Raw genomic sequence first — 18,045 nt, 5'->3', positions numbered from 1 at the left:
TCTCCACGGATCAAGTTCCCCAGTTCTTCAATTCACCAGTTCTTCAATTCCCCACTGCCCTACTCCCCCAGCTTGTAGAACCGGCTGATGATCCCCCAGGCTTCGTCGGCGGTGTCGACGAAGTCGATGATGTCCTGATCGCCGGGGCTGATCGTGCCCTGCTCGGCGAGAAAATCGAGATTGATCGCCCGCTTCCAGAAGGATTTGCCGAACAGGATCACCGGCACGCGCTCCATGCGCCCTGTCTGGATCAGGGTCAGCGTCTCGAAGAATTCGTCCATCGTGCCGAAGCCGCCCGGAAACACCGCGACCGCCTTGGCGCGCATGACGAAATGCATCTTGCGGATAGCGAAATAATGGAAGTTGAAGCAGAGCTCCGGCGTCACATAGATGTTCGGCGCCTGCTCGTGCGGCAGGACGATGTTGAGGCCGATCGACGGCGCGCCGACATCGTCGGCGCCGCGGTTTCCCGCTTCCATCACGCCGGGCCCGCCACCGGTCACCACGACATATTCGCGGTAATAGGAGGTAGCCGACTGCTGCGAGCAGAGGCGGGCGAATTTGCGCGCTTCCTCGTAGTATTTGCTGTTTTCCTCGAGGTTCTTCTTCTGCGTCTCGTTCTTGGCCGCCCAGGCCTCGCCGCCGGGTTCCGGCAGGCGCGCGCCGCCGAACAGGATCACCGTCGAACGGATGCCGCGTTCGGCCAGGATCATCTCCGGTTTCAGGAGTTCGAGTTGCAGCCGGACCGCGCGCAACTCGCGCCGCGTCATGAAGTCGGGATCGTTCCAGGCGAGCCGGTAGGTTTCGGCACGCGTCTGCGGCGTGTCCGGCACACTCTTCGACCGCTCCAGATCCTCGTCCGAATGCGGCAGTGGCGTCCAGCCCGCCTTTTCCATAGGTGTCATATGCTCTACCCGTCCAAATTCTTAACTTGCGCCGCCCCATGACGCAGCCGCGATTGACCCTCACCAAGGCTTCACATAAGCAGGTTCCGCAAAAGTGTCCCGCGGTTTTGTGACAAGAACCTGCTACATGCAAAGACGCAAGCATGCGAAGCATGCATGGGGTCCGCGCGACTTTCAAAACAGGTTAAGGCGCAGCCCCTTAACAGCTTGGTAATGGAGCGAATTCATGTCGAAGCCCGATCTGGCGAGCCTCGAAAAGACCATCGAGAAGGCCTTCGAGGAACGCGACGCGATTTCGACTGCGACGCGCGGCGAAACGCGCGATGCCATCCAGTCGGCGCTCGACCTGCTCGACCGCGGCGCCGTCCGCGTCGCCGAGCGGCAGGCCGACGGCAAGTGGCATGTCAACCAGTGGCTGAAGAAGGCCGTGCTGTTGTCCTTCCGGCTCAATCCGATGGAGATCATCAAGGGTGGTCCCGGCGAAGCGATGTGGTGGGACAAGGTGCCGTCGAAGTTCGATGGCTGGGGCGCTGTCGATTTCGAAAAGTCGGGCTTTCGTGCCGTGCCGGGGTCGATCGTGCGTCGCTCGGCCTATATCGCGCCGGGCGCCGTGCTGATGCCGTCCTTCGTCAATGTCGGCGCCTATGTCGATACCGGCACCATGATCGACACCTGGGTCGGGGTAGGCTCCTGTGCCCAGATCGGCAAGAACGTGCATCTTTCCGGCGGCGTCGGCATCGGCGGCGTGCTGGAGCCGATGCAGGCCGGCCCGACCATCATCGAGGACAATTGTTTTATCGGCGCGCGTTCGGAAGTGGTCGAAGGTTGCATCGTGCGCGAAGGCTCGGTGCTCGGCATGGGCGTCTTCATCGGCCAGTCGACCAAGATCGTCGACCGCGCCACCGGCGAGATCTTCTATGGCGAAGTGCCGCCGAATTCCGTCGTCGTCGCCGGAACGATGCCGGGCAAGTCCTTTCCCAACGGCGAGCCAGGTCCGAGCCTCTACTGCGCCGTCATCGTCAAGCGTGTCGACGCCAAGACCCGCTCCAAGACCTCGATCAACGAATTGCTGCGCGATTGATCTTTGCGCAAAGCGAGCGCACCTTCCGTCGGCGCGACAATCGGTCGCGCTGGTTCAACATGGAGGGGTGACATGGACTGGAAGGATCTGCTCACAAGTTTTGATGGTCGCATAAACCGTGGCAAGTTCTGGGCCGCGATTGGCGTTTTCATCGTCATTGGCATCGTTGCCTTTATTCTCGATGCGATTCTCGGTACACGCATCACCACCGCCAGTGGCGCCCAGATCGGCATCATCGGCATTCTCATCGCTCTGGCCTCGATCTATTTCGCACTCGCAGTCTACGCCAAGCGCTGGCATGATCGCGGCAAGTCGGGCTGGTGGAGCCTGATCATGCTGGTGCCGCTCATCGGCCCGATCTGGTTTCTGGTGGAATGCGGCATTCTCGAAGGCGCCAGGGGCGCCAATCAATATGGACCGGACCCGCTTGCCTGACAGATCAGATCTCACCTGGCTTTTTTTCAAAACCTCGGGCCGCGTCAGTCGCGCGGCCTATTTTCTTGGCGGGTTGCTCGTCGCCATCATCCAGGCCTTCCCGCTTTACCGCTTCACGCTGGTGCCGGAAGGTTCGGCCGAGAGCAACATGTGGTCGTTCATCTTCTTCGTCGCCTTCATCGCCTCGCTGTGGTCGAACATCGCCCTGGCGGTGAAGCGGCTGCACGATTTGGACAAGCCGGGCATTGCCGCGCTGATCCTGTTCGTGCCGGTGGTCTCGATCGTCGCCTTCCTTGTGTTGTGCCTGTTTCCGGGGCAGCCTGGACCCAACCGCTATGGCCGGCGCACCAACGAGCCGGAACAATCCTGAGGGCCGATCGGACATGCGCTACCGCACGCTTGATCCGAAGCTGATCATCGAGACCGCGGAACGGCTGGAGACGCGTGTTGCGGAGCGTTTCCCCAAGGCCGGCCTGCGCGGCGTTGCCGCCGAACTGGTCTCGCTGTCGCGCGATCTGGCACAGGGCGCCAAGGCCCTGGAAGCGCCGATCTGGTGGCTGCGCGGCCTCATCGTCGCCGCTGTCGTTGCCGGCGCATTGATGTTCATCTTCGTCGGCACCGTCCTGCCATTCGACCGCATTTCCAAACCCGGTGATGCCGTCCAGTCGGTGCAAGGCATCGAAGCTTCGCTCAACATGTTCATCCTCGCCATTGTCGGATTTCTCGCCTTGATCCGCTCCGAGGAGCGCATCAAGCGCAAGCAGGTCTTTCGCCAGCTGCATGGCCTGCGCTCGCTGATCCACGTCATCGACATGCATCAGCTGACCAAGGATCCGGCGGCGCTGTCGGCCGATTTCAAGCCGACGTCGCATTCGCCCGCCCGCATCACCAATGCCGCCGACCTGGCCCGTTACCTCGATTATTGCTCCGAAATGCTGTCGATCACGGGCAAGATCGCCGCATTGTTCGCACAGTCGGTCAATGACGACGTGGTCATCGACGGCGTCAACGACATCGAGAACCTGGCGTCAAACCTGTCGCGGAAAATCTGGCAGAAGATCACGTTGATCGACGGCCGGCCGGTGCAACAACCTGCTCCGGCGCCAGGCCCGGCGAGCCAAGCCGCTCCGCTTCCGCCGCGCGCACCAAGGCGGTGATCCGCTGAACCGTCGGCACGGGCGTGCCGGCCTTCCCCGCCAGCTGCAAGATGGCGCCTTGCAAGTCGTCGATCTCCGTCGGCCGGCCGCGCTGAAGATCGTCCCACATCGACGAGCGCGCCTGCGCGTCGATCGCCAGCATGCGCCGCGCCAGCAGCTTGAACAGCCAGTCCGGCAGCCTGAGCACCTTCGGCAGCAGCGCCGGCCGCAGGCCGGCGATCCGCGCCGGCTCGATGCCGGACGCTCTCATCGCTCTCAGTGCCTCGTCGATCTGGCTGGCCAGGATCAGCCGCCAGCGTCGATCGGCCAGTTCGGTTGCGAGCGGCAGACCGGAAAGCGCCACCAGTGCGTTGTTCAAATTCATCAGCAGCTTGCCCCACAGCACAGCCTTCATGTCGCCACGGGTTTCGACCGCAAACCCTTCGACTCCAAGCAGGTCGGCCAAGCCGGCGTCGCCATCCTCGACCATTACCGTGCCGTCGCTGGCGCGGTGAACGCGCAGCGGCAGTTCGCTGTCCGGCGACTGCACCACATTGAACGGCACCATGCCGGCCAGCACCGTACGTCCGGCAAGTTCAGCGCGCAGCCTGTCGGCATTGCCGACACCGTTCTGCAGGCTGATCACCACGGCATCGGGGCGGGCATGGGCCTTGATGAGGTCCGCCATATCCTGGGTGGCGCCGCTCTTGACCGTGACCAGGATCACGTCCGCCGGCGGCAGGGCGACGGCCGGATCGGCGGTGACGACAAGCGCCTCGGGCTTGATCGAGCGATCGGGGCCCTGGAGGTCGCTGACCCGCAATCCACCCTGCCGCAACGCTGCCTCGATGCGAGGCCGAGCCAGCAGAATGACCTCTCGGTTGGCCAGCGCCAGGCAGCCGCCGGCATAGCAGCCGATGCTGCCGGCACCGGCTATGACGATCCGTTTGTGCTTGTCTGCCATCCTGCCGCCCGCGCCGGGTCGCAACTATAAGACATGAAAACCATAATATCGGCGGTATCGCCAGCCATGACGCTGGCCCCTATGTCTGGCCGTGACAGGCCCTGCGCTTTCGACTATCGCTTTTGCCATGACGCTGCCGACCGATCCCGCCGAAAACCTCGCCGCCCTTATCCGTTGCGCTTCGGTGACGCCCGCTGAGGGCGGCGCGCTGACCGCGCTGGAGACGATGCTCAAACCGCTCGGCTTCCTGGTCGATCGGCCGGTGTTTTCCGAAGACGGCACGCCCGATATCGAAAACCTCTATGCAAGGCGCTCCGGCAATGGCCCGCATCTGATGTTCGCCGGACACACCGACGTGGTGCCTGTCGGCGACGAAGCCGCCTGGACGCATCCGCCTTTCGCCGCCGAGATCGCCAATGGCGAGATGTATGGCCGCGGCGCCGTCGACATGAAGGGCGGCATTGCCTGTTTCATCGCCGCCGTGGCGCGCCATGTCGAGGCCAATGGCGGTCCGAAAGGGTCGGTCTCGCTGCTGATCACCGGCGACGAGGAAGGCCCCGCGATCAACGGCACGGTGAAGCTGCTCGAATGGGCGGCTTCGCGGGGCGAGAAATGGGATGCCTCTGTCGTCGGCGAGCCGACCAATCCGGACGCTCTCGGCGACATGATCAAGATCGGCCGCCGCGGCTCGATGTCCGGCGCCGTCACCGTCAATGGCCGCCAGGGCCATGTCGCCTATCCCCTGCTTGCCGACAATCCGGTGCGCGGGCTGATGAGCCTGGTCGACGCCTTGCTGCATCCGGTTTTCGACAAGGGAACCAGGGATTTCCAGCCGACCAATCTGGAGATCACCTCCATCGATGTAGGCAACCCCGCCACCAATGTCATTGCGGCCAAAGCGACCGCGACCTTCAACATCCGCTTCAACGACACCTGGACGGACGAGACCCTGCAGGCCGAGATCCACAACCGGCTCGACCAGGCGGCCAGGCGCAAGAAGTACCGGCAGGGCAAGAAGACGCCGGTCGACTACGAGCTCGTCTGGCGCGACCGGCCTAGCCATGTCTTTCTGACGCGCGACGACAGGCTTATCGAAACGCTGCGCGGCTCGATCAAGTCGGCGGTCGGCAAGGAGCCGACGCTGTCCACCTCCGGTGGAACGTCCGACGCGCGTTTCATCAAGGACTATTGTCCGGTGGTCGAGTTCGGGCTGGTCGGCAAGACAATGCACATGGTCGACGAGCGCGTCGCCATTGCCGATCTCGAAACGCTGACGCAAATTTACCAGCGCTTCATAGAAGACTGGTTCGGACAGGGCTGAACAGCATGCTTTCGGCGGACGAAACCCAAGCTTCGCTGACGGGCGCCTGGCGATTGATGCTCGGCAAGGTCGACGGCCTGCGCCTGCTCGACCTATCGGCCGACGGCTTCTGGAATTCCTTCTTCGCCATTGTCGTTGCAGCACCGGCGCTGATCGTCGGCTGGGTCGGCATCGCCAACGAAATCGGCGATCCCGACGCCTTCGCGGGGCGCTTCAGCATGCTGGTGCGCCTGGCGACGGTCGACATCGGCTCCTGGGTGCTGCCGCTGGTTGCGCTCGCTTTGATCGCGCCGCGCGCCGGCATCGGCGGCCGCTTCGTCCACTACGTCGTCGCCAGCAACTGGGCTTCGGCCATCACCGCCTGGCTGATGCTGCCCTCGGCGCTGATCCGGCTTTTCCTGTCGTCCGCAAGCCAGGCTGCGAGCCTTGTGTCGCTGTTCCTGTTTGCCCTGTCGATGGTGCTGACCTGGCGCATGACCAACGCCACGATCGGCAGGGGCGCATCGGTCGGCACCGCCGTTTTCGTCGGCATGTTCATCGCCTCGCTGCTGGTGCTGTTCGGCCTGCAGACGCTGCTCGGCATCACCGTGCCGGACGATGTCGGAGTTCAGAGCCTGTCCGGGCTCGTCTCGACTGGATAATCGACACCGGTGAGAAACAGCCCGTCGGGCGGCGCCACCTGGCCGCAGGCGGCGCGGTCGTGCGCCTCGAGCGCCGTTTTCAGGTCGGCCGCGCTCCAGCCGCCGTCGCCGACGCGCTTCAGTGAGCCGACCATCGAACGCACCTGGTTGTGCAGGAACGAGCGCGCCGAAGCCCTGACCTCGACTATGTCGCCCTGTCGGCTCACATCGAGCCGTTCCAGCGTCCTGATCGGGCTGTTGGCCTGGCACTGGGTCGAGCGGAAGGTGGTGAAGTCATGCCGTCCGAGCAGGACTTTCGCCGCTTCGTGCATGGCGCCGGCGTCGAGCCGCTTCGGCACCCACCACACCTTGCCCTTGTCGAGCGCGGCCGGGGCACGGCGGTTTAGGATGCGGTAGAGATAGTGGCGGCCGATGGCCGAGAAGCGGGCGTCGAAGCTGTCGGAAACGACCGTCGCTTTCAAGATGGCGATGCGCGCCCCGGCCGCCTGCAGATGGGCGTTGACGGCATCGCGCACCTTGTCGCCCGGCCACGCCTTGACGAGATCGACATGCGCCACCTGCGCTGTCGCATGCACGCCGGCATCGGTGCGGCCGGCGGCGCGCAGCCTGATCGCTTCGCCGCAGAATTTTTCGATCGCCCGCTCGATCGCCTGTTGCACCGAAGGCTGATCCGCCTGGTGCTGCCAGCCGGCAAACAGGCTGCCATCATATTCGATGTCGAGGCGAAAACGCGGCATTTGCGACTAGAGCTCTCGCCTCGGGCAATTCCAGGAAAAGTGTGAAACGGTTTTCCGTTCGGAATTGCGTTCAAACAAAGAGGTAGAGCAGTTCGCCGTTTCCATGAAACGGTGGACTGTTCTAGGCGGCGAGAGCGGTGAAGGCGGAGGCGTATACCAGCCTGCCGGCGTCAGGCGCGTCGCCCCAAGCCAGCGCCTGCAGCGCTTCGCCCTGGTATTCGCTCTCGAAGTTCTCGGCACGCGTGTGGCTATATCCGAAACGCCCGTAATAGGTGGGGTCGCCGAGCACCACGGCCAGCGTTTCGCCGGCATCCCTGAGGCGGATATGCGCCTCGCGGATCAGCGCGCCGCCGATGCCGCTGCCATGGAACGAGGGCTCCACCGCCAGCGGCGCGAGCGCCACGGCGGCGAAGGTCTTGCCGCCATCCTGGACGAACAGCCGCGAAAACAGGATGTGGCCGACCACCTGACCGTCCTCTTCCGCCACCAGTTCGGCAACAGCGTTGCCGCCAGTCACCAGCGCGTCGACCAGACCGGCCTCCGCCTGCTGGCCGAAAGCGTGTTCCTCGACGAGGCGGATGGCCTCGCGATCCCGCGGCGTTGCCGCGCGTATCGACATCATGCTCATGAGAATTTCAGTCCTTTTTCGATCTTGGCCCCGCGCAGGAATTCCGACGCGGCAGCGGGCTTTCCGCCCGCCCGTTGAACTTCGACCAGCCTGATCGCGCCTGCCCCGCAGGCGACCGTCAGCCGGTCATCGAGAATTCCTCCCGACTCGCCCAACTCTTCCCAAAGCGACAGGCCTTGCGACAGCGTCGAGCGAAGCAGTTTCAGCCGCTCCCGGCGGCCGCCAATTCCTATCTCCGACCAGGCGCCGGGAAAGGGCGACAGGCCGCGAATATGATTGTGGACCTCACTTGCTGAGCGAGTCCAGTCCACGCGAGTCTCGGATTTATCGATTTTCTTGGCGTAGGTCACCCCCTCCACAGCTTGTGTGGTGAATGTCAGGGTGTTCCCTTCCAACCGCGCCAGCGCTTCCACCATCAAGGCAGCACCGACGCTCATCAACCGATCATGCAAATCGCCGGCTGTCATATCGGGTTCGATGGCGCATTTTTCAATCAGCCCGACCGGGCCGGTGTCCAGCCCCTCTTCCATGCGCATCACCATCATGCCGCTTTCCAGGTCGCCGGCCATGATGGCGCGCTGGATAGGCGCGGCACCGCGCCAGCGCGGCAGAAGCGAGGCATGGCCGTTGATGCAGCCGAGCCGGGTCGCCTCCAGAACCGCCTTCGGCAGCAGCAAGCCATAGGCGACGACCACGGCGACGTCGGCCCGCAAGGCACGGAAGGCGGTCTGCTCGGCCTCGCCTTTGAGCGAAACCGGCGCTCGCACCTCGATGCCCAGTCGCTCCGCCTCGCGCTGCACCGGCGACGGTGTCAGCTCCAGCCCGCGCCGTCCGGCAGCGCGCGGCGGCTGGGTATAGACGACTGATATCTCATGGCCAGCCTCGGCGATCGCGCGCAAAGTCGGCACCGAAAACTCCGGCGTGCCCATGAAGATGACGCGAAGGGGCATTTTTCTTCCGAGACCTTCTCTCTACCTGCGCCGGGAAGTCAGCTCAGGCTTCAAACGGGTTTACCAGCTTCAGGTCAAGTCCGTCGAAGTCTCGAACGTTGCGGGTGGCAAGCGTGGCGTCGTGCACCTGGCAGATCGCAGCTATCATCGCGTCCTTGGTTTCGACAGGTCTGCCAGCGAGTCGTCTTGCCGCGGCAATGCGGCCATAGTGTTCTGCGGGCAGATCCCCAAAAACCAGGATCCGACCCGAAAATTCGCCCCGGATCCTCGAAATGCTTTGGAGAAGACCATCTCGCCGGATGGCCTCCTGAACGAGGTAGGCTCCGAAATAGAGCTCTGCAAAAACAATGGTGGAGAGGAAAAGGGTCGCAGGCTCTTGGCCATTCAACCAGTTGAGAACGTTTTTGCTCCGTTGCCGCGATAGCACGTCCGATATGACGTTGGTGTCCAGTATAATCATTTCGGTCAACGGAAATCAGGCGGCCCACGATCGGCCTCACTTCGCGACCTCGCTATTTCCTGAATCTCGTCGCTTGTGAAACGATCATCGCCGACGAGCGAATAGAGGCGATCGCCGACTTTTTCGGCGCCAGCAAATTGTGTTGCAAAACCCTTCTGTATCAAGACGACCGCTTCCTCCGAAAGGCTGCGCCTGTTCAGCCGCGCACTTTCCTCGAGACGCCGTTTCAATTCCGGATTGATCCCACGGATCAGCATGTCACCCATAGACACCTCCTACGTGATATCACTGATATCACAGCAAGTCGGTATTTTCAATCGAAGGTTCGTGAAGCTGAACCGCCGAGGCTGATCGGAGGGGCCGTGCTCCGACAGAGCATGCCCTATCCCACCAGCTTGCCCGGCACTTTGTCCTTGGCGAGCTTCTTGAATTTCTTCACCACCATGTCGCGCTTCAGCTTCGAGATGTGGTCGATGAACAGGACGCCATTGAGGTGGTCGATCTCATGCTGCAGGCAGGTGGCCATCAGGCCCTCGGCCTCCATCTCCTGCAGCTTGCCGTCGCGGTCGAGATACTTGACCCGTACGGCGGCCGGGCGTTCGACCTCGGCGTAATAATCCGGGATCGACAGGCAGCCTTCCTCGTAGACGGAGCGCGCATCGGCGCTCTCCAGGATTTCCGGATTGATGAAGACATGCGGCGCCGGCGTCTCGTCTTCCTTGGCGAGATCGATCACCAGCAAGCGCAGCGGCTCGCCGATCTGGATTGCCGCCAGACCGATGCCCGGTGCGTCATACATGGTCGCCAGCATGTCGTCGGCTAATTTGCGCAGGGGCGCGTCGACACGCTCCACCGGTTGGGAAACCTGGCGCAGGATGGGGTCGGGAAGGATGATGAGCGGCTTGATCGGCATGGCGTTCCACGTAAGACCTCCAGCGAAAAGCGTCAACCGGTTGGCATGAGGCTCGTTCACGTTTTGATCTGTGCTATCGCGGCGAATCGTCTATGCTGTCCACATGAATGATTTGAGCACCATCCTTTCGGAGCCTGTCGCCCGGCTTGGCGCCACAACCATCACGCTCGGCCATGCGCTGGCCTTCGGCGCTTTGCTGTTTCTGGCCCTGTTCGTGGCGCTGGTCGTTGCGCTGTGGCGGTCGGCGAAGGCGCGCGCCGTGGCGGCTGCGGAAGCCGCCGATCATGCCCGCGATGCCGAGGCGCGGATGGCCGGAATTCTGCAAAGCCAGGCCGAAATGCAGGGTCGCATGGGCGCCATTGCGGAAGTGTTCGGCGCACGGCAGGCGGAGCTGACGCAATCGATCGGCCAGCGCCTGGACGCGATGACCGGCCGGCTCGGCCAGACCATGACCGAGCAGACCAAATCCACGCATGAGAGCCTGGCCAAGTTGCAGGAGCGGCTGGCTATCATCGATGTCGCGCAGGGCAACATCCAGTCGCTCGCCGGCCAGGTCGTGCAGCTGCAGGCGATCCTCTCCAACAAGCAGACGCGCGGTGCTTTCGGCCAGTCGCGCATGGAGGCGATCGTTGCCGACGGCCTGCCGCATGGCGCCTATGAATTCCAGGCGACGCTGTCGAACGGCAGCCGTCCCGACTGCCTGGTGAAGATGCCGAACGGCGCGCCGTCGCTGGCCATCGACGCCAAGTTTCCGCTCGAGGCCTGGAATGCCATCCGCGCCGCCGACGGCGCCGACCTGCAGAAGGCCGCCTCGCAGGCCTTCCGCCGCGACATCGAGATCCATGTCCGCGATATCTCGGAAAAATACCTGATCCAGGGCGAGACGCAGGACACGGCCTTCATGTTCGTGCCGTCGGAATCGGTGTTCGCCGAGATCCACGAGAATTTCGAGGCGATCGTCCATAAGGCGCACCGTGCCCGAATCGTCATCGTCTCGCCGTCGCTGCTGATGCTGTCGATCCAGGTCATCCAGGCGATCCTCAAGGATGCCCGCATGCGCGAACAGGCGCATCTGATCCAGGGCGAGGTCATTCGGCTGATGGAGGATGTCGCGCGTGTCGATGAGCGGGTGCGCAAGCTGCAGGTCCATTTCGGCCAGTCGGCCAAGGACATCGACGACATCCTGGTTTCGACGTCGAAGGTCACCAAGCGCGGCCAGAAGATCGAAGCGCTGGAGTTCGGCGCGCAGCCCGACGGCGATGCCGCCGCGGACGCAGCGTCACGGGCTCCCGCCGCGAAAGTCGATACTGGCGCGCGCGTTGCCGATTCGAAAACCGGGCAGCTCAGGCTGAGGGTCGTCGAAGGCGACGACTGAGCAGCAGCGCCGGATCCGCCCTACTGCTCTTCCTTGGTCGTCATACCCGGGAATTCCGGCAACCAGGGCAGCGCCGAGCGGTGCCAGCTTTGCCGTCTCGGGACCAGCTGTTCACGTTGCCGCGCCGTGCCGACCCGGATGCCATAAACCTTCGGCCCGTCGCCAACCGATGTCGCGTAGAGATGCGAGCCGCACTCGCCGCAAAAGCCCTGCGCGCGCTTGTCGCCGCTCGATCCTGTCTTGATATAGACCTTTGGCGCACCCTTGGTGATCCGGTAGTGGCCTTCCGGCGCGCCCACGGTCACGCGAAAAGCCGTTCCGGTCAGTTGTTGGCAATCGGTGCAGTGGCAGATTCCGGTGTTCTCCGGGTCGACCTCCGCCTCGTAGGTGATGGCGCCACAATGACAGCCGCCGTCTATTCTCATCTTCGTTCCTCCAAAGTCCCTTCAATCTAGCGGGGCAAGGCCGTGAGGCAATGGCGCGCCGCTAGTCCAGGGTCGGATCGGATGCGTTCTCGATCAGCCTGCGCCGCTGCTCCCAGGTGCCTGACGTCTGCGGCTTGACGAACAGCCGCGTGATCTCCGGCATCTCCTTCTTCAGCTGCGCCTCCAGGCGCTCGACGCAAGCTTCGATCTCGGGCGCCGTCAAATGGTCCTCGAACTCGATGCTGAGCCCGGCGACGATCTCTGCCGGCCCCATATGGACGGTCAGCACGCCGTTCGCCCGCTGCACCGCCGGATCCTGCTGGGCGATCGTCAGCACCTGTCTCTGGACCTCGAGCGAGGCCGGCTCGCCGATCAGCAGGCCCTTGCTTTCGCGGGCCAGGAAGATTGCCGTCGCGCCCAGGATCAGCCCAATGCCGATGGAGGCGGCGCCGTCGAGTTCCGGCATCTCCAGAACTTCCGCCGCCAGGATGCCGGCGAACGCGACGATCAGGCCGAGAAGTGCTGCGCTGTCCTCGAACAGCACGGTGTAGACGCTCGGGTCCTTGCTCGACTGCACCGCCCGCAGCCAGCCCTGCTTGCCCTTCTGCTGGCGGAACTCTTTCAGCGCCACCCACCACGAACTGCCTTCGAACAGGAAGGAAAGGCCGAGCACGATGTAGGTCACCTCGGCGTTGGCGACCGGCTCCGGCGCCATCATATGGATCACGCCTTCGTAGAACGACACGCCGGCGCCCAGCGCGAAGACGAGGAGCGCGACGATGAAGCTCCAGAAGTAGAGTTCCCGGCCGTGACCGAGGGGATGCGTCCGGTCGGCCGGGCGGGCGGCACGGTGCATGCCGTAGAGCAGCAGGCCGCCATTGCCGGTATCGACCAGCGAATGCACGCCCTCCGACAGCATCGCCGAACTGCCGGTAAAGGCGGCGGCGGCGAACTTGGTCAGCGCGATGGCGAAATTGCCGGCGAGCGCCGCGTAGATCACCTTTTTTGAGCCGCCGTGCCCGGCCATGGTGCTGTCCCCATTCGATGCACACCCAGTCTAATGGTCAGATGGAAGAAGCTCCACAGCCACCACAACGTGTGAACCGCTGGCTCGTTCAAAAACGGCGGTCGTTAAAGAGGTTTGTCGTTAGAGACTGGTAGGCAGAACGACTACTCGATGATCTCGCTGGTCCACACCTTGAAGCCGGCAAGCGTTCCCGGCCCGAATATATGGGTCAACGGAACGTCGGCGGCGTCGCGGCCGGAGGCGATCAGGATGCGGCCGATGCGCGGTGCATTGTTGCGCGGGTCGAAGACATGCCAGCGGCCGCCGAGATAGACTTCCATCCAGGCGCAGAAATCCATGCTCGCCCATGGTTTCGGCATACCGATGTCGCTGATGTAGCCGGTGCAATAGCGCGTCGGGATGTTGAGTGCCCGGCAGAAGGTGACCGCGAGATGCGCATAGTCGCGGCACACGCCGCTCTGTTCGCGATAGGCTTCCGCGGCGGTGCGTGTCGGCCGAGCATTGCCGTAGTTGAAGACGATGTGATTGTGGACGAAGTCGCAGACCGCCTGCACGCGCGGAATGCCCAGCGGCGTGTTGCCGAACAGCCGCCACGCTTCATCAGCCAGAAGGTCGCTTTCGCAAAAACGGCTGGGCAGCAGAAACAGCAGCGTGTCCGCCGGCAGATCGCGCACCTCGTGCTGCCAGGCCATCAGGTCGCCCATCTCGAAAGTGCCGGGATCGCGGATCACCGCGTCGGTGCCGAAGGTGAAACGCCCGGGCGGCGCAACGAACCGGTTGCACCAGTTGCCGAAACTGTCGCGATAGCTTTCGATCGGCACCGGCGGGTTGGAGATCAGGAAATCCGGCCGCTCGAGATCGGAGGCACGCGAATAGTGGACATTCAGCATTGCGATGAGCGGCGTTTCCTGCGGAAAGTCGAAGCTCATCTCGCAGCCGATGTGAATTCGCATTGTCGTCCTGACGGCCTGCCTGACGATCACCGGGCGGAGGCACGGGTTGATGCTGCAGTGCGAAGACAACCATGGCATGGACCGCCATGGTTTACGAGCAAATTAGAAACCGGTTGAAAGCGAGCCGCTGACGGCGGCAGCAGTCGCTAACCCCTTGCAGTCCGGCGGTTCTCTTGTTTCACTTCGCTTCCCACATCAGGAGGAACGAATCATGGCTAAAGGTGCGATGAAGGCAGGCAAGGAAGCCCGCAAGCCGAAGAAGGACGCCAAGAAGCCCGCCCCGGCTCCGGCCCTGAAGGCGCCGCCGGTGAAGGCGATGAAGCTCAAGGACAAGTAAGTCCGGCCGATTTGCTTCGAAATGGGATTGCGACCGGCAGCGCTGTTGCCGGTCGTTGTTGATCGAGCGCTCGAAATTCCTATATTGGCGTGGCGGGGACGACCTCGCGCTTCCCCAAAATCCGGACGGGACGACCCGCCATTGTTTGACTGATCGTCGGACGCCGAAAATCGCTTTTCGGCCCGATGCTCTGATGGAGCGTTGTCGATGTCGTGGATTCTTCTCTTTTTCGCCGGCCTGTTCGAGATCGGCTGGGCAATCGGCCTCAAATACACCGATGGCTTCTCGAAGCTGGTGCCGACCGTGCTGACCGTTGCCTCGATGGTCGTCAGCCTCACTCTGCTCGGCCTGGCGCTGAAGGCGCTGCCCGTCGGCACCGCCTATGCGGTGTGGACCGGCATCGGCACCGTCGGTACGGCACTGCTCGGCATCTGGCTGCTCGGCGAACCAGCCACCGCGATCAGGCTGGCCTGCATCGCGCTCATTGTCTGCGGCATCATGGGATTGAAGTTCGCCGCCTGACCGATAGCGCTTCTTGTTTTATGCATGTCGTCCTCCCAAAACCGGGACCACTTATGGGCGACATGCATGGGACAAACACAATCAGGGCCGCTGCGAGGCGACCCTGATTCTCGAAGCCGATTGCTTCGTAGCCTGGAGGCTAGCGGGCCGAGAAGCCCGGCGGCGTCCTGCCGGTGCGCTGCTTGCGTGCCGCATAACGCGCGTCACGCTTGGCCTTGCGCTCGGCTTCATCGGCCAGAAAACGGGCGATGCGCTCGTTCTCTTCGGATTCCCGAATCTTGGCCTCAGCCTGTGCAGCTTCCTCGGCGGCGATACGTGCCGCTTCGGCTGCTGCCTCGCGCTCGGCCTTCTCGACCGCTTCGCGTGCCAGCTTCTCCTGCTTCAGCCGGGCCTTTTCGGCCTCGCGGATTTCGCGAGCCGCAAGGATAGCCTTGCGTTCAGCCTGCCGCGCCAGCACTGCGGGATCATCCGCCGCCGGCTTTGCCTTGAAGCGCTCGAGGAGCGCCTTCTTTGCCTCGTTTGCGGCGTTGCGCCGCTCGAAAACGTCTTTTTCCCTGTAGATAGCCAAGTCCACTTCCCTGAAGTCAATTCGCGACGCTTACATACGCGCGAAAACCGAGAGTTCAAGCGCCAAAACGGCATGGCAGCCATGAAATTGTCGGCTGTTGCAGCCGGGAGACGCCTTTGGAGCAATTCCAGGAGAAGTGTGAAGCGGTTTTCCCGGGAAAGCGCGCAGCGCTTTCCCTTGGGAATTGCGACGAAGAGATAGAGTCGAAAACGACATGCACTGTTCACCGTCGCCCCTCTGGCAGCGAGGTTGGCGGATGGCTACGTCTAGCGGCAAATTCCAACATCAGGATGACATTAGATGGAACTCGGTCTCTACACCTTCGCCGACGTCAGCCCGCAGCCGGGCCCCGGCGCAATCGGCCCGCATGAGCGGCTGCGCAACCTGATCGAGGAGGTCGAACTGGCCGACCAGGTCGGCCTCGACGTCTTCGGCCTCGGCGAGCATCACCGGCCCGACTATGCCGCCTCCGCACCGGTCGTGGCCTTGGCCGCGGCGGCCGAGCGTTCGAAGCGCATCAAGCTGACCAGCGCGGTCACCGTTCTGTCCTCCGACGACCCGGTGCGCGTTTTCCAGCAATTCGCCACGCTCGATCTTCTGTCGGGCGGCCGCGCCGAGATCATGGCCGGGCGCGGCTCGTTCATCGAATCCTTCCCGCTGTTCGGTTACAACCTCGAGGATTATGACGAGCTGTTCGCCGAAAAGCTCGATCTGCTGCTTGCCATCCGCGACAGCGTGAAGGTCACCTGGTCGGGCAATCTGCGCGCGCCGATCAACGATCGCGGCGTTTATCCCCGGCCCTTCCAGGACAGGCTGCCGGTCTGGATCGCCATTGGCGGCACGCCGCAGTCTGCCGCCCGCGCTGGCGCACTCGGCCTGCCGCTGGCGCTCGCCATCATTGGCGGCGAGCCGGCGCGTTTCGCGCCGCTGTTCGATCTCTACCGCGAAGCCGCCAAGCGCGCCGGTAGTGATCTGGCGGGCCTCGCCACCAGCATCAACGTGCACGGCTTCATCGCCGAGACGACCGAGCAGGCGGCCGACGATTTTTACGGCCCGCAGGCGGAGGTGATGAACCGCATCGGCCGCGAGCGCGGCTGGGGTCCGACATCCCAAGCGCATTTCGACCAGTCGCGCGGCCCGAACGGGGCCTTGTTCGTCGGCGGCCCCGAGCAAGTGGCTGAGAAGATCGTCGCCCAGCACAAGATCTTCAAAAACGACCGCTTCCTGCTGCAGATGGCGATCGGCACCATGCCGCATGCCAAGATCATGAAGGCGATCGAACTCTACGGCACCAGGGTGGCGCCAATCGTACGCAAGGAAACAGCCAAGGCTGAGCCGGCACCGGCAGCGCCGGTCGCCTGACCCGGAGTCCGGTGCGAGCGGCCTCATTCCGGAAGCCGGCTCATGGAACCTGCGCCCATAACTCTGCGTTCATGCAGGCAATAGCCGATCGCCGAGGGCGCCGGCTCGAGGGTGAGCATGAAAACCGAACCCGCTGCCTTGGCTCACGCCGTCGCCGACGAATCGGATTCGCGCGTTGCGGCCCGCGCCGACACGCATCTGATGCGTTCGCTGCTCGTCGGCATTTTCCTGTTCATGGCCATCTATGCACTCTACTTCGCTCGCGCTTTCTTCATGCCGGTCATTCTGGCTTTCCTGCTGGCGCTGACGCTGACGCCGATCGTTAGGCTCCTGCGCAGGCACGGCATCTCCGAAGTGATTTCGGCGACCCTTCTGGTGCTGGTGTCGATCTGCATCTTTGCCAGCGTAGGCTACCTGCTCAGCGGACCGATCATCGACCTCATCAACAACACCTCTTCGATAGGCCAGCAACTTGCCGAACGGCTGGCACAATTGCGCCGCCCGCTCGAGAAGATCATGCAGATTTCGCATCAGATCGAACAGCTGACCCAGACTTCGCAGGAGCCGGGCATTCAGAGGGTGGCGGTGGCGCAGTCCGGCATCCTGTCGGCGGCCGCCAGCAACATCCTGTCGGCGGGAACAGGCCTGACCATCATCTTCGTGCTGTCGCTGTTCCTGCTCGCCTCCGGCACGATGTTTTATGAAAAGATCATCCAGTCCTTCGCCCGCCTCAGCGAAAAGAAACGGGCGTTGCGCGTCGTCTATGACGTCGAGCGCGAAATCTCGCACTATCTGCTCACCGTCACCATCATCAATGCCGGCCTTGGCACAGTCATCGCTCTCGGTCTGTGGGCGCTTGGCATGCCCAATCCGCTGGTCTGGGGAGCCGCCGCGGCGTTGCTCAACTTCTTGCCCTATGTCGGAGCGCTGATCACCATTGCGCTTGTCACGGTCATGGCGTTGATCAGCTTCGATACCATCTTCTACGCGCTTCTGGCGCCGGCCTTCGTGATCTTGTGCGACATCGTCGAAGGCCAGTTCGTGACGCCGATGGTGGTCGGCCGGCGCCTGGAGATCAACGCCGTGGCGATCTTGATCGCCATCGCCTTCTGGTCATGGCTGTGGGGCTTCGTCGGCGCCCTGATGGCGGTGCCGCTGCTGGTCGTCATCAAGGTATTCTGCGATCATTTCGACGGGCTTAGCCATGTCGGCAATTTTCTCTCCGCGCAGCACGCGGTTGTCGTCGAGGAGGACGACATCGCCGACCCCGAAGCTGTCAAAGGCTGATCAATATTTTTGAATTTG

23 protein-coding genes are annotated in these 18,045 nt (G+C 63.1%); 11 read left to right on the top strand and 12 right to left on the bottom strand.

Going from position 1 to position 18,045, the window contains the following annotated elements; genetic code table 11:
* Nucleotides 1-59 precede the first annotated feature (59 nt).
* Nucleotides 60-905 carry an LOG family protein gene (locus tag NKI21_RS03360; protein WP_023810769.1) on the bottom strand — a complete coding sequence of 282 codons (846 nt, stop codon included), beginning with the start codon at nt 903-905 and terminating at the stop codon, nt 60-62.
* Between the two features lie 226 nt (nt 906-1,131).
* Here NKI21_RS03360 and dapD point away from each other — a divergent pair, with 226 nt between their 5' ends.
* From dapD to NKI21_RS03340, 4 genes are all read left to right on the top strand, one after another.
* On the top strand, nt 1,132-1,986 hold the full coding sequence (gene dapD / locus NKI21_RS03355) for a 2,3,4,5-tetrahydropyridine-2,6-dicarboxylate N-succinyltransferase (RefSeq protein ID WP_023810768.1): 855 nt from the start codon (nt 1,132-1,134) through the stop codon (nt 1,984-1,986).
* Between the two features lie 72 nt (nt 1,987-2,058).
* Nucleotides 2,059-2,421: a DUF805 domain-containing protein gene (locus NKI21_RS03350; RefSeq protein ID WP_128304182.1), complete on the top strand. Its 363-nt coding sequence runs from the start codon at nt 2,059-2,061 to the stop codon at nt 2,419-2,421.
* Nucleotides 2,414-2,791, top strand: coding sequence for a DUF805 domain-containing protein (locus NKI21_RS03345; protein ID WP_023810766.1), 378 nt, complete (start codon nt 2,414-2,416; stop codon nt 2,789-2,791). Before NKI21_RS03350 ends, NKI21_RS03345 begins: the two co-directional genes overlap by 8 nt.
* A 13-nt stretch (nt 2,792-2,804) precedes the next feature.
* Complete coding sequence (locus NKI21_RS03340) at nt 2,805-3,578, top strand: hypothetical protein (protein WP_352440608.1); 774 nt, start codon at nt 2,805-2,807, stop codon at nt 3,576-3,578.
* Here NKI21_RS03340 and NKI21_RS03335 read toward each other — a convergent pair.
* A complete protein-coding gene (locus tag NKI21_RS03335) occupies nt 3,481-4,521 on the bottom strand; it encodes a 2-dehydropantoate 2-reductase (RefSeq protein WP_352440609.1) in 1,041 nt (346 codons plus the stop codon). The genes NKI21_RS03340 and NKI21_RS03335 overlap by 98 nt on opposite strands.
* Nucleotides 4,522-4,648: 127 nt before the next feature.
* Between NKI21_RS03335 and dapE the strand changes: the two genes are divergently transcribed.
* Together dapE and NKI21_RS03325 are read left to right on the top strand one after the other, a co-directional pair.
* Nucleotides 4,649-5,842: a succinyl-diaminopimelate desuccinylase gene (gene dapE / locus NKI21_RS03330; RefSeq protein WP_352440610.1), complete on the top strand. Its 1,194-nt coding sequence runs from the start codon at nt 4,649-4,651 to the stop codon at nt 5,840-5,842.
* A 5-nt stretch (nt 5,843-5,847) separates the two neighbouring features.
* Complete coding sequence (locus NKI21_RS03325) at nt 5,848-6,483, top strand: transporter (RefSeq protein ID WP_352440611.1); 636 nt, start codon at nt 5,848-5,850, stop codon at nt 6,481-6,483.
* On the opposite strand, the gene truA is transcribed toward NKI21_RS03325, so the two are convergent.
* The 6 genes from truA to def form a co-directional block, all read right to left on the bottom strand.
* Nucleotides 6,450-7,220, bottom strand: coding sequence for a tRNA pseudouridine(38-40) synthase TruA (gene truA / locus NKI21_RS03320; protein WP_023810761.1), 771 nt, complete (start codon nt 7,218-7,220; stop codon nt 6,450-6,452). The two genes, NKI21_RS03325 and truA, sit on opposite strands and share 34 nt — an antisense overlap.
* Nucleotides 7,221-7,341: 121 nt before the next feature.
* Complete coding sequence (locus NKI21_RS03315; RefSeq protein ID WP_352440612.1) at nt 7,342-7,848, bottom strand: GNAT family N-acetyltransferase; 507 nt, start codon at nt 7,846-7,848, stop codon at nt 7,342-7,344.
* A complete protein-coding gene (gene fmt, locus NKI21_RS03310; RefSeq protein ID WP_023810759.1) occupies nt 7,845-8,798 on the bottom strand; it encodes a methionyl-tRNA formyltransferase in 954 nt (317 codons plus the stop codon). Before fmt ends, NKI21_RS03315 begins: the two co-directional genes overlap by 4 nt.
* A gap of 43 nt (nt 8,799-8,841) precedes the next feature.
* The gene (locus NKI21_RS03305) at nt 8,842-9,258 is read right to left on the bottom strand and encodes a type II toxin-antitoxin system VapC family toxin (RefSeq protein ID WP_023810758.1); all 417 of its coding nucleotides are present in this window, start codon (nt 9,256-9,258) and stop codon (nt 8,842-8,844) included.
* A gap of 5 nt (nt 9,259-9,263) precedes the next feature.
* Entirely contained in the window at nt 9,264-9,524 is a 261-nt protein-coding gene (locus tag NKI21_RS03300) for a hypothetical protein (protein WP_023810757.1), read from the bottom strand.
* 116 nt (nt 9,525-9,640) lie between these two features.
* Nucleotides 9,641-10,171 carry a peptide deformylase gene (gene def / locus NKI21_RS03295; protein ID WP_352440665.1) on the bottom strand — a complete coding sequence of 177 codons (531 nt, stop codon included), beginning with the start codon at nt 10,169-10,171 and terminating at the stop codon, nt 9,641-9,643.
* A 103-nt stretch (nt 10,172-10,274) separates the two neighbouring features.
* Here def and NKI21_RS03290 point away from each other — a divergent pair, with 103 nt between their 5' ends.
* Nucleotides 10,275-11,546 (top strand): DNA recombination protein RmuC, encoded by a 1,272-nt coding sequence (locus NKI21_RS03290; protein ID WP_128304190.1) that lies wholly within the window; start codon nt 10,275-10,277, stop codon nt 11,544-11,546.
* 20 nt (nt 11,547-11,566) lie between these two features.
* Here NKI21_RS03290 and NKI21_RS03285 read toward each other — a convergent pair whose 3' ends face one another.
* From NKI21_RS03285 to NKI21_RS03275, 3 genes are all read right to left on the bottom strand, one after another.
* Nucleotides 11,567-11,971 carry a GFA family protein gene (locus tag NKI21_RS03285; RefSeq protein ID WP_127296482.1) on the bottom strand — a complete coding sequence of 135 codons (405 nt, stop codon included), beginning with the start codon at nt 11,969-11,971 and terminating at the stop codon, nt 11,567-11,569.
* 61 nt (nt 11,972-12,032) lie between these two features.
* Nucleotides 12,033-12,998, bottom strand: a complete 966-nt coding sequence (locus NKI21_RS03280) for a cation diffusion facilitator family transporter (protein WP_352440613.1) — start codon at nt 12,996-12,998, stop codon at nt 12,033-12,035.
* Nucleotides 12,999-13,141: 143 nt separating this feature from the next.
* A complete protein-coding gene (locus tag NKI21_RS03275) occupies nt 13,142-13,951 on the bottom strand; it encodes a transglutaminase-like domain-containing protein (protein WP_023810752.1) in 810 nt (269 codons plus the stop codon).
* 211 nt (nt 13,952-14,162) lie between these two features.
* On the opposite strand from NKI21_RS03275, the gene NKI21_RS03270 reads away from it, so the two are divergent.
* Nucleotides 14,163-14,288: a hypothetical protein gene (locus NKI21_RS03270; protein WP_013528464.1), complete on the top strand. Its 126-nt coding sequence runs from the start codon at nt 14,163-14,165 to the stop codon at nt 14,286-14,288.
* 207 nt (nt 14,289-14,495) lie between these two features.
* Complete coding sequence (sugE, locus tag NKI21_RS03265) at nt 14,496-14,810, top strand: quaternary ammonium compound efflux SMR transporter SugE (RefSeq protein WP_013528463.1); 315 nt, start codon at nt 14,496-14,498, stop codon at nt 14,808-14,810.
* A 139-nt stretch (nt 14,811-14,949) separates the two neighbouring features.
* Here sugE and NKI21_RS03260 read toward each other — a convergent pair whose 3' ends face one another.
* Complete coding sequence (locus NKI21_RS03260) at nt 14,950-15,378, bottom strand: DUF6481 family protein (protein ID WP_023761392.1); 429 nt, start codon at nt 15,376-15,378, stop codon at nt 14,950-14,952.
* Between the two features lie 300 nt (nt 15,379-15,678).
* On the opposite strand from NKI21_RS03260, the gene NKI21_RS03255 reads away from it, so the two are divergent.
* Together NKI21_RS03255 and NKI21_RS03250 are read left to right on the top strand one after the other, a co-directional pair.
* Nucleotides 15,679-16,740 (top strand): LLM class flavin-dependent oxidoreductase, encoded by a 1,062-nt coding sequence (locus NKI21_RS03255; RefSeq protein WP_352440589.1) that lies wholly within the window; start codon nt 15,679-15,681, stop codon nt 16,738-16,740.
* 117 nt (nt 16,741-16,857) lie between these two features.
* Nucleotides 16,858-18,027, top strand: a complete 1,170-nt coding sequence (locus NKI21_RS03250; protein WP_023810749.1) for an AI-2E family transporter — start codon at nt 16,858-16,860, stop codon at nt 18,025-18,027.
* The last annotated feature ends 18 nt before the right edge of the window (nt 18,028-18,045 follow it).

The sequence above is a fragment of the Mesorhizobium sp. M0715 genome (genome assembly GCF_040320355.1).
Lineage (GTDB): Bacteria > Pseudomonadota > Alphaproteobacteria > Rhizobiales > Rhizobiaceae > Mesorhizobium.
This window is presented reverse-complemented; position numbering and strand designations above follow the sequence as displayed.

Bases quoted from the DNA above. Each gene is read 5' to 3' on its own strand.
- NKI21_RS03350 (WP_128304182.1), top strand. From the start codon at position 2,059: ATGGACTGGAAGGATCTGCTCACAAGTTTTGATGGTCGCATAAACCGT.
- NKI21_RS03255 (WP_352440589.1), top strand. From the start codon at position 15,679: ATGGAACTCGGTCTCTACACCTTCGCCGACGTCAGCCCGCAGCCGGGC.
- NKI21_RS03270 (WP_013528464.1), top strand. From the start codon at position 14,163: ATGGCTAAAGGTGCGATGAAGGCAGGCAAGGAAGCCCGCAAGCCGAAG.
- fmt (WP_023810759.1), bottom strand. From the start codon at position 8,798: ATGCCCCTTCGCGTCATCTTCATGGGCACGCCGGAGTTTTCGGTGCCG.
- NKI21_RS03300 (WP_023810757.1), bottom strand. From the start codon at position 9,524: ATGGGTGACATGCTGATCCGTGGGATCAATCCGGAATTGAAACGGCGT.
- dapD (WP_023810768.1), top strand. From the start codon at position 1,132: ATGTCGAAGCCCGATCTGGCGAGCCTCGAAAAGACCATCGAGAAGGCC.
- NKI21_RS03360 (WP_023810769.1), bottom strand. From the start codon at position 905: ATGACACCTATGGAAAAGGCGGGCTGGACGCCACTGCCGCATTCGGAC.
- NKI21_RS03280 (WP_352440613.1), bottom strand. From the start codon at position 12,998: ATGGCCGGGCACGGCGGCTCAAAAAAGGTGATCTACGCGGCGCTCGCC.
- sugE (WP_013528463.1), top strand. From the start codon at position 14,496: ATGTCGTGGATTCTTCTCTTTTTCGCCGGCCTGTTCGAGATCGGCTGG.
- NKI21_RS03250 (WP_023810749.1), top strand. From the start codon at position 16,858: ATGAAAACCGAACCCGCTGCCTTGGCTCACGCCGTCGCCGACGAATCG.
- NKI21_RS03335 (WP_352440609.1), bottom strand. From the start codon at position 4,521: ATGGCAGACAAGCACAAACGGATCGTCATAGCCGGTGCCGGCAGCATC.
- dapE (WP_352440610.1), top strand. From the start codon at position 4,649: ATGACGCTGCCGACCGATCCCGCCGAAAACCTCGCCGCCCTTATCCGT.
- NKI21_RS03315 (WP_352440612.1), bottom strand. From the start codon at position 7,848: ATGAGCATGATGTCGATACGCGCGGCAACGCCGCGGGATCGCGAGGCC.
- NKI21_RS03340 (WP_352440608.1), top strand. From the start codon at position 2,805: ATGCGCTACCGCACGCTTGATCCGAAGCTGATCATCGAGACCGCGGAA.
- NKI21_RS03275 (WP_023810752.1), bottom strand. From the start codon at position 13,951: ATGCGAATTCACATCGGCTGCGAGATGAGCTTCGACTTTCCGCAGGAA.
- NKI21_RS03290 (WP_128304190.1), top strand. From the start codon at position 10,275: ATGAATGATTTGAGCACCATCCTTTCGGAGCCTGTCGCCCGGCTTGGC.
- truA (WP_023810761.1), bottom strand. From the start codon at position 7,220: ATGCCGCGTTTTCGCCTCGACATCGAATATGATGGCAGCCTGTTTGCC.
- def (WP_352440665.1), bottom strand. From the start codon at position 10,171: ATGCCGATCAAGCCGCTCATCATCCTTCCCGACCCCATCCTGCGCCAG.
- NKI21_RS03305 (WP_023810758.1), bottom strand. From the start codon at position 9,258: ATGATTATACTGGACACCAACGTCATATCGGACGTGCTATCGCGGCAA.
- NKI21_RS03325 (WP_352440611.1), top strand. From the start codon at position 5,848: ATGCTTTCGGCGGACGAAACCCAAGCTTCGCTGACGGGCGCCTGGCGA.
- NKI21_RS03285 (WP_127296482.1), bottom strand. From the start codon at position 11,971: ATGAGAATAGACGGCGGCTGTCATTGTGGCGCCATCACCTACGAGGCG.